Source organism: Streptomyces sp. NPDC003300 (genome assembly GCF_040610915.1).
Lineage (GTDB): Bacteria > Actinomycetota > Actinomycetes > Streptomycetales > Streptomycetaceae > Actinacidiphila.
Genome location: NZ_JBEXNE010000008.1, coordinates 186,396 through 198,923 on the forward strand (window position 1 = coordinate 186,396; position 12,528 = coordinate 198,923).

The 12,528-nt window shown below is 73.0% G+C and carries 9 protein-coding genes; 6 read left to right on the plus strand and 3 right to left on the minus strand.

Translation table 11 applies throughout. The annotated features are described in order from the left end of the window. Positions 1-55: 55 nt before the first annotated feature. Complete coding sequence (locus ABZX65_RS14810) at positions 56-229, plus strand: hypothetical protein (protein ID WP_188282026.1); 174 nt, start codon at positions 56-58, stop codon at positions 227-229. Between the two features lie 216 nt (positions 230-445). On the opposite strand, the gene ABZX65_RS14815 is transcribed toward ABZX65_RS14810, so the two are convergent. Together ABZX65_RS14815 and ABZX65_RS14820 are read right to left on the minus strand one after the other, a co-directional pair. Continuing rightward, positions 446-1,264: an inositol monophosphatase family protein gene (locus ABZX65_RS14815; protein ID WP_355338470.1), complete on the minus strand. Its 819-nt coding sequence runs from the start codon at positions 1,262-1,264 to the stop codon at positions 446-448. 96 nt (positions 1,265-1,360) lie between these two features. After that, positions 1,361-2,494: a ferrochelatase gene (locus tag ABZX65_RS14820; RefSeq protein ID WP_355338473.1), complete on the minus strand. Its 1,134-nt coding sequence runs from the start codon at positions 2,492-2,494 to the stop codon at positions 1,361-1,363. 220 nt (positions 2,495-2,714) lie between these two features. On the opposite strand from ABZX65_RS14820, the gene ABZX65_RS14825 reads away from it, so the two are divergent. From ABZX65_RS14825 to sepH, 3 genes are all read left to right on the plus strand, one after another. Beyond that, on the plus strand, positions 2,715-3,977 hold the full coding sequence (locus tag ABZX65_RS14825; protein WP_355338476.1) for an MFS transporter: 1,263 nt from the start codon (positions 2,715-2,717) through the stop codon (positions 3,975-3,977). Beyond that, positions 3,916-5,256: a D-arabinono-1,4-lactone oxidase gene (locus ABZX65_RS14830; protein ID WP_355338479.1), complete on the plus strand. Its 1,341-nt coding sequence runs from the start codon at positions 3,916-3,918 to the stop codon at positions 5,254-5,256. The genes ABZX65_RS14825 and ABZX65_RS14830 overlap by 62 nt, the downstream gene beginning before the upstream one ends. A gap of 374 nt (positions 5,257-5,630) precedes the next feature. Further along, positions 5,631-6,737, plus strand: a complete 1,107-nt coding sequence (sepH, locus tag ABZX65_RS14835) for a septation protein SepH (protein ID WP_355338482.1) — start codon at positions 5,631-5,633, stop codon at positions 6,735-6,737. 162 nt (positions 6,738-6,899) lie between these two features. On the opposite strand, the gene ABZX65_RS14840 is transcribed toward sepH, so the two are convergent. Next, positions 6,900-7,733: a sulfurtransferase gene (locus tag ABZX65_RS14840; RefSeq protein WP_355338485.1), complete on the minus strand. Its 834-nt coding sequence runs from the start codon at positions 7,731-7,733 to the stop codon at positions 6,900-6,902. A gap of 227 nt (positions 7,734-7,960) precedes the next feature. On the opposite strand from ABZX65_RS14840, the gene ABZX65_RS14845 reads away from it, so the two are divergent. Beyond that, the gene (locus ABZX65_RS14845) at positions 7,961-8,728 is read left to right on the plus strand and encodes a VOC family protein (protein WP_355338488.1); all 768 of its coding nucleotides are present in this window, start codon (positions 7,961-7,963) and stop codon (positions 8,726-8,728) included. A gap of 529 nt (positions 8,729-9,257) precedes the next feature. Beyond that, complete coding sequence (locus ABZX65_RS14850; protein WP_355338491.1) at positions 9,258-12,503, plus strand: tetratricopeptide repeat protein; 3,246 nt, start codon at positions 9,258-9,260, stop codon at positions 12,501-12,503. The last annotated feature ends 25 nt before the right edge of the window (positions 12,504-12,528 follow it).

A 12,528-nucleotide genomic window follows, 5' to 3' on the forward strand; every position in this document is an offset into this window, starting at 1 on the left:
CGTGGTACCTGGCTTGACACACCCCGTGTCAACGACGACGACGAGGGGGCGCCTAATGGACGCGTTCACCACCGGAATCCTCCAGCGCATACACAGCACGGAGACCGATTTGCGCCGGGCCCGGGAGACAGGCGACGACTTCCTCGCCGACGTCGAGCAGGCGGAACTGGAAGACCTCCGCCGACTCGCGTCGGAGAACGGCGTGGACGTACGGCCGAAGGTCGCCTGATCCACACCGGCTGACCCCGAGCCGCACGCCCCGGACACCTCACAGGTGCCGGGGCGTTCGCATGTCTACGCGCGAATATCAGCCGCTCATCGGACGGTCGGCGTGACACGCGCTGGGAGCGCTGCGAGCCCCGCGGGGTCCTACGAACGCGGCGAGCGCCACGATCCGGCCCGCCGCCCCCGCCGCCCCCGCCGCCCCCGCCGCCGTGCCGACGCTCTAGTCGTGCCAGGCGCCCAAGCCGTCCAGCAGCTCCTGGAGCGGTTCGAAGAGGCCGCCGGGGGCCGCGACCGTCAGCTCGCCCGAGGCGGCCTCTCCCGGCCGTCCACCGGTCAGCGCGCCCGCCTCGCGGGCGAAGAGCGCCCCGGCCGCGAAGTCCCAGGGGTTCAGGCCGCGCTCGAAGTACGCGTCCAGCCGCCCGCAGCCCACGTCCGCGAGGTCGATGGCGGCCGAGCCGCCGCGCCGGATGTCCCGGACCCGCGGCAGCAGGGCGCTCACCACCGTCGCCTGCGCCGCCCGGCGCTCGGACAGGTAGCCGAAGCCGGTGCCGACCAGCGCGTGCGAGAAGGCCGGGGCCGGACGGCAGCGGGCCCGCTCGCCGTTGACGAACGCGCCGCCGCCGCGTACCGCCTGGTACGTCTCGCCGCGCATCGGGGCGGCCACCACACCGGCCACCGCCTCGCCGTCCACCTCCGCGGCGATGCTCACCGCCCAGGACGGCAGGCCGTAGAGGTAGTTCACCGTGCCGTCGAGCGGGTCGATCACCCAGCGCACCCCGCTGGTGCCCTCGCTGCTCGCGCCCTCCTCGCCGAGGACGCCGTCGTCGGGGCGCAGACCGCTGATGTAGGACGTGATCAGCTTCTCGGCCGCGATGTCCATCTCGGTGACGACGTCGATCGGGCTGGACTTGGTGGCGGCCACGCCCAGGTCGGCGGGGCGGCCGTCGCGCAGCAGCTCACCGGCCCTGCGCGCGGCTTCCAGGGCGATCTCCAGCAGCGCGGCGGGCTCGGTCGACGACGCGTCGGGGGTGGGGCTCAACGGGGGGCTCCTTAGTCGGTTCCGGTCACAGCCGGTCTCCGGGCGGGGTCGGTACCTGTCGGTCGTGTCCCGCCGCCCGGCTCCGGTCGGTACCGGTCAGTCGGTTCCGGCGGCGGCGGGCAGCGGGGTCCTGGCCGGGCAGCAGCCCGCGGGACAGATGTCGTGGCTGGGACCGAGCGCGCCCAGCGCGCAGCGCGCCGGGGCCGCTCCCCGCTCGGTCGCGGCCCGCTCCAGCACCAGGTCGCGCACCGCGGCGGCGAAGCGCGGGTCGGCGCCGACGGTCGCGGCGCGGCTGACCGGCAGCCCCAGCTCCGCGGCCTTCGCGACGGCCTCGGTGTCCAGGTCGTACTTCACCTCCATGTGGTCGGAGACGAAGCCGATCGGCACCATGACGACCGCGGGCGCGCCCTGCGCGTGCGCCTGCTCGAGGTGGTCGCAGATGTCCGGCTCCAGCCACGGGATCTGCGGGGAGCCGCTGCGCGACTGGTAGACGAGCTGCCACGGCCGGTCGACGCCGGTCGCGGCGCGTACCGCATCGGCGATCACCCGGGCGGTGTCCAGGTGCTGCGCGACGTACGCGCCGCCGTCGCCGTGGCCCTCGACGGGTCCCGAGGTGTCGGCGGCCGAGGTGGGGATCGAGTGCGTGGTGAAGGCGAGCCGGGCGCCGTCGCGTACGTCAGCGGGCAGCGCGTCCAGCGCGGCCAGCGTCGCCTCGGTCATCGGCTCGACGAAGCCGGGGTGGTTGAAGTAGTGCCGCAGCTTGTCCACCCGCGGCACCGGGTGGCCCTCTTGGGCCAGCACGGCCAGCGAGGCGGCCAGATTCTCGCGGTACTGCCGGCAGCCGGAGTACGAGGCGTAGGCGCTGGTGGCCAGCACCAGGACCCGGCGGTGGCCCGCCCGCGCGATCTCCCGCAGGGCGTCGGTCAGATACGGCGCCCAGTTGCGGTTGCCCCAGTAGACCGGCAGGTCGAGGCCGTGCCCGGCGAAGTCCTTGCGGAGCGCGTCGAGCAGTTCGCGGTTCTGCGCGTTGATCGGGCTGACGCCGTCGAAGAGGAAGTAGTGCCGCCCGACCTCCTTCAGCCGCTCTTTGGGGATGCCCCGGCCGTGGGTGACGTTCTCCAGGAAGGGCACGACGTCGTCGGGTCCCTCGGGGCCGCCGAAGGAGAGCAGCAGCAGGGCGTCGTACGGCCCGGCGTCGTGGGGGTCGCGCTGAGGCGGCTGATCGGACATGTCATCGATCCTGCCACCCCGCGACGATCCCGCCGCGCTCCGCCTCCCCGGACGAGCTCACACGGTCGCGCGGTGGCCGCCGCGGGCGCCCTCCGCGCGGTGGAATCCGCGCGGTGGAATCCGGGGCGCCGCGCGGCACAATTCGGTTGCGCGGACTCGTAAGCTGTACGCGCCAGCTACGTTCCTTACCGAGAATTCGGCGACGCCGCCGGGAGCGCCCTTGCCCAGCCCCTATCGCGCGATCTTCACCGCCCCCGGCACCAAGGCGTTCTCCGCCGCCGGGCTGATCGGGCGGATGCCACTGTCCATGCTGGGCATCGGCATCGTGACGATGATCTCCCAGGTCACCGGGAGGTACGGGCTCGCGGGCGCGCTCGCCGCCGCGCTGGCCCTGTCGGGGGCGGCGATCGGACCGCAGATCTCCCGGCTGGTCGACCGGTACGGACAGCGGCGGGTGCTGCGTCCCGCGAGCGCCGTGACGGTGCTGTCGGTGGCGGCCCTGCTGATCGCGGTGCGGGCCGGTTCGCCGGACTGGGTGTACTTCGTGTGCGCGGTCGGCGCGGGCTGCACGCCGAGCATGGGCGCCATGGTGCGCGCCCGCTGGTCGCGGATCCACCGCGGCTCTCCCGAACTCCTGCACACCGCCTACTCCTTCGAGTCGGTGGTGGACGAGATCGTCTTCATCCTCGGGCCGATCCTGTCGATCGGGCTGTGCACGGCCTGGTTCGCGGAGGCGGGCCCGCTGCTGGCCGCGGTCTTCCTGGGCACCGGCGTACTGCTGCTGACCGCGCAGCACGCCACCGAGCCGCCGCCGCATCCGCGCGACCGCCTCTCGGACCGGTCGGTGCTGCGCGAGCCGGGGCTGCTGGTGGTCACCGGCGTCTTCGTCGGCACCGGGGCGCTGTTCGGCGCGGTCGACGTGGCCACCGTGGCCTTCGCGGACGAGCGCGGGCACAAGGCGCTGGCCAGTCTGGTGCTGGCGACGTACGCCCTGGGATCGTGTCTGGCCGGGCTGGTCTTCGGGCTGATGACCCCGCGCGGGACGCCCACCGGGAGGTTCCTGCTGGGCATCGCGTTGATGACTGTGAGTATGATCCCGCCACTACTGGTCGGAAACTTGCCGTTTCTGGCCGTGGCGCTGTTCTTCTCGGGCCTGACCATCGCTCCGACGATGGTGACCGCGATGGGCCTGATCGAAGGGTTGGTACCGCGGACGAAACTGACCGAGGGCATCACGTGGACCTCCACGGGGATGGCGGTCGGGGTCGCCGCAGGGGCCTCGGTGGCGGGTCGGGTGATCGACTCGCACGGGGCGTCGGCGGCTTTCGCGGTGCCCGCCGCCTCGGCGGTCCTCGCCGTGGCGGTGGCGTTTCTCGGGTATCGCCGGCTCAAGCCGGCGCCGGAGCGGGAGGGGCCGCGCGATGAGCACGACGGGCAGTACGGCACGCACGACAAGCAGGGCCGAACAGAAGGCGTGGCGTAACTGGGCGGGGAACGTCTCCGCCCGGCCGGCGCGGGCCGTGGCGCCCGCCTCCGTGGGCGAACTGGCGGCCGTGCTGCGGCGGGCCGCCGAGGACGGCCTGCCGGTGAAGGCGGTCGGCTCCGGGCACTCCTTCACCGCCGCGGCGGCCACCGACGGGGTGCTGATCCGCCCCGAGGGGCTGACCGCGATCCGCGCCATCGACCGCGCGGCGGGCACCGTCACCGTCGAGTCGGGCGTCCAGCTCAAGCAGTTGAACGCGGCGCTGGCCGCCGAGGGCCTGTCGCTCACGAACATGGGCGACATCATGGAGCAGACGGTGGCGGGCGCCACCAGCACCGGCACGCACGGCACCGGCCGTGACTCCGGTTCGATCGCCGCCCAGATCACCGCGCTCGAACTGGTCACCGCCGACGGCTCGGTGCTGACCTGTTCGGCCGAGGAGAACCCAGACGTCTTCGCCGCCGCCCGGATCGGGCTCGGCGCGCTCGGCGTGGTCAGCGCCGTCACCTTCGCCGTCGAGCCGGTCTTCCTGCTGACCGCGCGCGAGGAGCCGATGGCGTTCGACCGGGTGATGGCGGAGTTCGAGCAGCACGCCACGGAGAACGAGCACTTCGAGTTCTACTGGTTCCCGCACACCGACAGTTGCAACACCAAGCGGAACAACCGCAGCCAGGGCCCGGCCGCGCCCGTCCCCGCCGTACGCGGCTGGATCGACGACGAGCTGCTGTCCAACGGCGTCTTCCAGGCCGCCTGCGTGGTCGGCAGGGCCGCGCCCGCCGTCATCCCCGGCATCGCCAAGCTCTCCAGCCGCGCCCTGTCGGCCCGTTCGTACACCGACATCCCGTACAAGGTCTTCACCAGCCCGCGCCGCGTGCGCTTCGTGGAGATGGAGTACGCGGTGCCGCGCGAGGCGGCGGTCGACGCGATCCGCGAGCTGAAGGCGATGGTCGAGCGGTCCGACTTGCGGATCAGTTTCCCGGTGGAGGTACGGGTCGCGCCCGCGGACGACATCGCGCTGTCGACGGCGTCCGGCCGGGACAGCGCGTACATCGCGGTGCACATGTACCGGGGCAGCCGCTACCAGGAGTACTTCACCGCGGTCGAGAGGATCATGACCGCGCGCGGCGGGCGTCCGCACTGGGGCAAGATGCACACCCGCGACGCGGAATACCTCGCCTCGGCCTATCCGCGCTTCGGCGAATTCACGGCGCTGCGGGACCGGTTGGACCCGGACCGGCGGTTCACGAACGACTACCTCCGGCGGGTGCTGGGCTCGTAGTCGCTTCATGCGGGAAAGTCCGCATTTGCACTCGGCGTGCAACCCTTTCGTGTGAGCCGTGCCACTCAACTCCCGCGCTCCTGGCCCAGATTCGACGGCGCGGCAGCCCACCCCGCTGGCCCAAATGGAGTACCGTGGCGAATCCTGGCTCCCGGTTGCCCGTCCGGGTGGTCGGTAGCTGGTCCGGAACGGCGGGAGGGGAGCCCGACGGCACTCGTCCCGGGGTGCCGCGATCGGTCACGCTGAGTGGCCAATCGACCACCGTCCCATAACGGCGTGTCACCGTGTCACCCCGACACGCCGGGTAACTCTGCAAGGTTGTGGCACGCTGCACCCGGGCAGGCCACACTCGTCCAACGGGAGCAGCGACGCACGTGACGTCGGCAGGCACCACCCGGGAGGTAACCGTGCCCGAACTGCGGGTTGTGGCCGTCAGCAATGACGGCACACGACTGGTGCTCAAGGCTGCCGACAGCACGGAATACACACTCCCCATCGACGAACGGCTGCGCGCCGCCGTCCGCAACGACCGGGCCCGTCTCGGACAGATCGAGATCGAGGTCGAGAGCCATCTGCGGCCCCGCGACATCCAGGCACGTATACGTGCGGGTGCGTCGGCGGAAGAGGTCGCGTCGATGGCCGGCATCCCGGTCGAGCGCGTACGGCGCTTCGAGGGTCCCGTCCTGGCCGAGCGCGCCTTCATGGCCGAGCGGGCCAGGAAGACGCCCGTACGCCGCCAGGGCGAGAGCACCGGCCCCCAGCTCGGCGAGGCCGTCGCCGAGCGGCTGTTGCTGCGCGGCGCGGAGAAGGACACCGTCCTGTGGGACTCCTGGCGCCGCGACGACGGCACGTGGGAAGTCCTCCTGGTCTACCGGGTGGCCGGTGAACCGCACTCCGCGAGCTGGACCTACGACCCGCCGCGCCGCCTGGTCGCGGCCGTCGACGACGAGGCCAGGGCGCTGATCGGTGAGAACGCCGCGCAGCAGGAGAGCACGAAGGAACCGAGCTTCCCCTTCGTGCCCAGGATCGCCCGCCTGCCGCGTGACCGGCCTCTCGACCGCGCCCTCGACCGGCAGTTGGAACGGCCCGACCGGCCGGACCGCGCCGACCGCGAGGCCCGCGCCGAGGACCGGCCGGAGCCGGAGGAGCGCGACTCGCTGACCAGCCTGCTCGAAGCGGTGCCCAACTTCCGCGGCGACATGGTCGTGCCCGCGCCTCCGCCGGGCCCGCCGGGTCCTCCGGACGTCGTGCCCGCCGTGGAGCCGGAGGAGGAGACCGAGGAAGAGGCGGCTCCGGCCGCCAGCGCCGGGTCCGCCTACGCCGACGTCCTGATGCCGCGCGCCGTCGCCGGTCACCGCGACCGTCTGGTCGGCACCACCGACCGCCAGGCCGAGGCCGACGGGGTCCGCCCCGGACGCCGGGCCACGGTGCCGAGTTGGGACGAGATCGTGTTCGGGAGCAGGCGCAAGAAGCAGGAGTAGCGCGTGTGGCGCGCGGCTTGGACAGACCGGGAGCCGACGGCCGTCAGGGGCAGCCACCTTGGTGGCTGCCCCTGACGCGTTGTGCGGTGGCTCGCGCGTTACCGGGTTCGCGTGCGGCCGGTACGGGGCCCTGCCCGGGCCTGGTAGGGGGTGTCGCTGGGGTCAGCCCCGCTGGGGGCCGGTGGCGACCGGGTTGGCCGGGTCGGCGGACCATTCGCTCCAGGAGCCGACGTAGAGCGCGGCCGGGATCCCGGCCGCGGCGAGGGCGAGGACTTCGTGGGCGCCGGAGACCCCCGAGCCGCAGTAGACGCCCACTTCGGCGTCCGGCCCTGCGCCCAACCCGGTGAAGCGGTCGGTGAGTTCGGCGGCGGGCAGGAACCGGCCGTCGGCGCCGGTGTTCTGCGTGGTGGGTGCGTTGACGGCGCCGGGGATGTGCCCGCCGACGCGGTCGATCGGCTCCGAGTCGCCGCGGTAGCGCTCGGGTGCGCGGGCGTCGAGGAGCACCCCGCGGCGGGCGAGGTCGGCCGCCCCGGCCGCGTCGAGCAGCGGCAGGGCGCCGGTCGCGGGCACGAAGTCCCCCGCGCCCCCCGCGGGTTCGTCCCGGCTCAGCGGGTGTCCGGCCGCGGTCCAGGCAGCGAGACCGCCGTCGAGGACGCGTACGCGGGTGTGCCCGGCCCAGCGCAGCAGCCACCAGGCGCGGGCCGCGCCCCAGCCCTGCCAGTTGTCGTACACGACGACGTCCCGGTCGCCGCTCACCCCGGCCCGGCGCATGGCGGCGCCGAACTCCTCGGGGTCGGGCAGCGGGTGCCGTCCGCGGGCCCCGGCGGGCCCGGCCAGTTCGGCGTCCAGGTCGACGTACCTTGCGCCGGGTACGTGGCCTTCGAGGTAGGCGGGGTGGCCGGGAGGGCCGCCGAGCTGCCAGCGCACATCGAGGACGGTGACGCCGTCCCGCTCTGCGGCGGAAGCGAGTTCGGTCACGGAGATGAGGGGTTCCATACGCACATTGTGGTCGACCGGTCGTAGCCGCCGTACGGCGGGACACCGTACGGCAACGGCCGCGAAACGGAAGCGACATGACATTTCGGTTGCCGCGCGGCACCAGGGTGATGAATGCGGCGCGGTCACGGCGCGCGCCGCTCCGGGTGGTGCGACGATCGGCTGTGCCACACCATTCCCGACCGGCGGGGCACGCCGTGCCGGCTGCCCGCCAGGAGACCGTAGCCATGACCGAGGTACCGAACCGTCGCCCACCTGGCACCCCTTGCTGGGTCAGCCTCATGGCGCACCGGGCCGACCTTGCGCGGAGTTTCTACGGCGCGCTGTTCGGCTGGGAGTTCGTACCGGGACCGCCCCAACTGGGCACGTACGCCCTCGCCGAGCTGGACGGCCGCCGCATCGCGGGTATCGGCGAGGGGGCGCCGGAGCCGCACCGGCCGGTCGCCTGGACCACGATGCTCGCCTCAGACGACGTCGACGAGACCGCGGAACTGGTCCGCGAATGCGGGGGCACCGTCGGCATCGGCCCCCTCCAGGTCAACGACGAAGGACGGCTCGCCCTCGCCGTCGACCCCTCGGGCGCCGTCTTCGGCGTCTGGCAGGGCGGACTCCTCGGCGGCGCCGAGGCCACCGGCGAGCCCGGCACCCTCGCCTGGAGCGAGTTGGTGACGCGGGACGCCTCGCTCGTCGGCAAGTTCTATGAGGCCGTCTTCGGTCTTGAGGCCGAAGACGCCGCTTCCGACTCCGACGACGTCCTGCTCCGCGTCGGCGGCCACCCCGTCGCCGCGATCCACGGCGTCGGCTCCCGCGTCCCGCGCGACCGAGGGGCCCACTGGACGACCCACTTCGCCGTGGCGGACGTCGATGACGCCGCCGCCCGCGTCACGGCCCTCGGCGGCCACGTCATCCACCCCGCCCACCCGTCCCCCCACGGCCGCACCGCCACCCTCACCGACCCCGAAGGCGCCCCCTTCGCCCTCCAGAGCCCGCCGTAGCCCCCGTCCCCCTCGCCACGCGCCGCGGCCCGCCCCTGCACCTGCCGGGGCGGGCCGCGCTGTGTGCGCCGTGAGGGCGCGTCGACCGTCAGAACATGGCCGACGAACCGCCTATGACGGACGGGATGCAAATGGAGGCGAAGGCCGCGAAGGCGACCACACCGCACACAACGCCGACGACCTTGGCGGCAAGTGACTGCTTCATGTCTCTTTGTTCCTCGTTCTGTTGAAGAAATGAGGGTGCTGAGGTACAGCGGGAGAGACTGCCCGAACGATCATCAACCGCGCAAGCTAGGGCCAATGCGCTGATCTTGGACATATTCCACTGGCACCTGCTTCAGGCATATGCAAAGCTGCACGCGATGCGTGAACCCGTCGCGGCCCGGCCGCACTTAGCAGAAGGCACCGTCGCGCGAGCGAACCTTCGGGGATTTCCCGCGTGCCCGAGCGCGGAGGTGGTATGGCCCCGTGACGCACCGTCGTGTCATGCTCACTCTTCAGAGCGTGCCCATCGGCCGGAGGGGCAACGATGGAGGTTCATCTTCTTGGCGCGGTCGAGTTATCGGCGCGAGGCTCGGTCGTACGGCTCGGTTCGGACAGAGAACGCTGTCTGCTCGCGTCGCTCGCTCTCGACGTCGGCCGCCCGGTCAGTCAGGACGTCCTCGTCGGGCGGCTGTGGGACGACGAACCGCCCAAGACGGCCCGCGCCAACCTCCACACGTACATCTCGCGGCTGCGGCACGCCCTGCGCACGGTCGGCGCGGCGACGGCCCAGCGCTCCAAGCCGCCCGCGGTGATCACCCTGCGGGCGCACACGTACACGCTGGAAGCGGAGTCGGAGAGCGTCGACTGGCACCGGTTCGTGCGGCTGTCGCGGGAGGCGGCGGTCGCCGCGCGAGCGGGGGAGGACACACGGGCGCTGGACGGCCTGGACGCGGCCGAGGGGCTGTGGATCGGTGAGGCGCTGGCGGGACTGCCGGGAATCTGGCCGCAGTCGGCGCGGGACATGATGGCCGAGCGGCGGCTCGCCACGGTGCACACCCGGCTGGCGCTGCGCTTACGGCTCGGGCACTTCGCCGATGTCGTCTCCGAGGCATCGGAGCTGACGGGCCGTCATCCGCTGGACGAGACCCTGGCACGGCAGTTGATGGTCGCCCTCTACGCGGTCGGGCGGCATGCCGAGTCGCTGGCCGTCTACCAGCGGGCCCGCACCCTCTTCCGCGCCCAGCTCGGCAGCGAGCCGGGCGAGCCCCTGGCACGGGTGCACGGACAGATCCTGCGCCGGGCCGCGCTCCCCGACCTCATCCCCGGCCTGCGGCCGCCCGCGCCGCGGCCCTCGGCGCCGCCGACGGCCGAGCCCGTCGAGGTGACCGCGCCGCCGGTACGGGCCGCGCCGCGCCATCTGCCCAGCCGAAGGCAGGAGTTGGTCGGCCGGGAACAGGAGATCAGCCGTCTCTTACGAGCCGGGAACCGGTCGGGCGGCTCGGGCTGGGTCATCGCCATCGAGGCCATCTCCGGCATGGCGGGCGTCGGCAAGAGCACCCTCGCCCTGCACGCGGCCCACCGGCTCGGCGACAGCTTCCCCGACGGCTCGGTCTTCGTGGACCTTCGCGGACACTCCGTCGCCCAGTCGCCGTTGACCACCGAGGAGGCGCTGGCCGCACTGCTGCGGGGCTTCGAGGTACCGCCGCAGGAGATCCGCCCCGACCTCCAGGCGCGCACCGCGCAGTGGCAGACGCTCGTGGCGGGAAAGCGCGCGGTCATCGTGCTGGACGACGCCGCCGGCACACGGCAGGTGCTCCCGCTGCTGCCCGACGGCTCACCCTCGCTCGTGCTGATCACCAGCAGGCACCGGCTGGTCGAACTGCCCGCCGCCCACCCGCTGTTCGTGGACGTGCTGCCGCTCGACGACGCCGTCGGCCTCTTCCAGCGGCTGGTCGGGCCGGAGCGCGCCACGGACACCGACCGGATCGCCGACATCGTGACCCGCTGCGGTCTGCTCCCGCTGGCCGTCGAGATCACGGCCAGCAGATTCAAGGCCAGACCCTCCTGGGACCTGGACCATCTGATGGAGCGGCTGTCCCGCAGCCCCGGCAGACTCCAGGAACTGCGCGACGGATACCGCGAAGTGGCCGTCGCCTTCGAGATGTCGTACCACGCGCTCACCCCCGAGCAGCGCTCCGCCTTCCGCAGGCTCAGTCTGCACCCCGGGCCCGACTTCGGCCTGTACGCCGCCGCCGCGGTCATCGGCGAACCGCTGGACCGCACCGAACGCCTCATCGAGGACCTGCTCGAATACTGCCTGCTCCAGGAGCCCCGGACGGAGCGGTACCGCTTCCACGACCTGCTCGGCGAATTCGCCGCCACGCTGGCGGGGCTGGAGGAGCCGGCGGAGGAACGTGACGCGGCCCTGCGGCGGTTGGGCGGCTACGCGCTACGGGCCGCCGACCGCGCCGACCGGCTGCTGCACCCGCACCGCAACCGGCTGGGACAACTCGCACCGCAGGGACGGGTGAGCGTCCCCCGTATGGCGGACGCCGCCGCGGCCCGCACCTGGCTCGGCGCCGAACTCGAAGGCGCGCTGACGGTCGAACGCGGCCTCCGCCAGCAGGGACACGTCCGGCAGGCGGCTCAACTGGCCCACGCGTTGGGCGAACTGGCGGACTCCGAGGGCTACTGGCGGGAAGGCGTGACCATGCACGAGGCCGCCGCCGCGCACTGGCGGGCCGCCGACCAGCCGCGGGCGGAGGCCCGCGCGCTGCTCGACCTGGCCACCGCCCACGCCCGCGTGAGCCGCTACCCGCAGTCGGCCGAGGCCGTCGAGCGCGCCCTCGCCCTGGCCCGCGGCTGCGAGGACGACGTCGTGACGGCGGAGGCGCTCGGGCAACTCGGCGTCCTGCAATGGCATGTCGGCGAATACGACGCGGGCCTGGTGCTGCACCAGGAGTGCCTGGAGCTGCGGCGCCGCTCCGGTGACATCCGCGGCTGCGGCAGGAGTCTGAACAACGTCGGCATCGTGCACCTCTCCATGGGTGACTATCGCGGCGCTCTGGAGAACTTCACCGCCGCGCTGGCGGCGGTGCGCGAGGCCGGTGACGTCGAACTCCAGGCGACCTTCGTGAACAACCTGGCCGAATTCCACCTCAGGACCGGGGACACGGACTCGGCCCGTGCCTGCTTCAAGGAGGCCCTGGCGATCGGGGCGGTCGTGCTCAGCGAGACCGACCGGGCGGTGATCAGGACCAATCTGGCCGTCGCATTGGGGGAGTTGGGCGACCCGGAAGCGGCCCTGGAACTGGGCAGGACGGCCCTCACCACCTTCCGCCGCACCGGGGGCGTACGGCACGAGGCGCACGCCCTCAATGTGCTCGGCAAGGTGCTGCTGGGCGCGGGCCTGTGGCAGGAGGCGAAGGCCCACCACGAGGACGCGCTGCGTCTGGCCCGGGGGATCGGCGCCAGTCACGAAGAGGCCGCGGCTCTGCGCGGCACCGGAACCGTGGAGCGCGCCCTCGGTGAATTCCCCGAGGCCCGGATGCATTTGGAGGCCGCGGCGGCCCTCGCCCGGCGCATTCAGGCACCCGAGGAGGAGGCGCTGGCCACCGACGTACTGGCCCGGCTGCTGTGGGACGAGGGACGGGCGGAGGAGGCCCGCGCGTTGTGGCGGCACGCCCTGGCCCTTTTCGAACCGCTGAATCCGCTGGAGGCGGACCGGATCAGGCGCTCCCTGGCCCGCGACGACCAGGACGGCTCCGGCTGGTGGCCGAAGGAGGCGTAGGCGCACGGAGTACCGAGCACGGGCA

Excerpts from the sequence above, each read along its gene's own strand:
- ABZX65_RS14810 (WP_188282026.1), top strand. The coding sequence starts at position 56 with ATGGACGCGTTCACCACCGGAATCCTCCAGCGCATACACAGCACGGAG.
- ABZX65_RS14820 (WP_355338473.1), bottom strand. The coding sequence starts at position 2,494 with ATGTCCGATCAGCCGCCTCAGCGCGACCCCCACGACGCCGGGCCGTAC.
- ABZX65_RS14830 (WP_355338479.1), top strand. The coding sequence starts at position 3,916 with ATGAGCACGACGGGCAGTACGGCACGCACGACAAGCAGGGCCGAACAG.
- ABZX65_RS14840 (WP_355338485.1), bottom strand. The coding sequence starts at position 7,733 with ATGGAACCCCTCATCTCCGTGACCGAACTCGCTTCCGCCGCAGAGCGG.
- ABZX65_RS14845 (WP_355338488.1), top strand. The coding sequence starts at position 7,961 with ATGACCGAGGTACCGAACCGTCGCCCACCTGGCACCCCTTGCTGGGTC.
- ABZX65_RS14850 (WP_355338491.1), top strand. The coding sequence starts at position 9,258 with ATGGAGGTTCATCTTCTTGGCGCGGTCGAGTTATCGGCGCGAGGCTCG.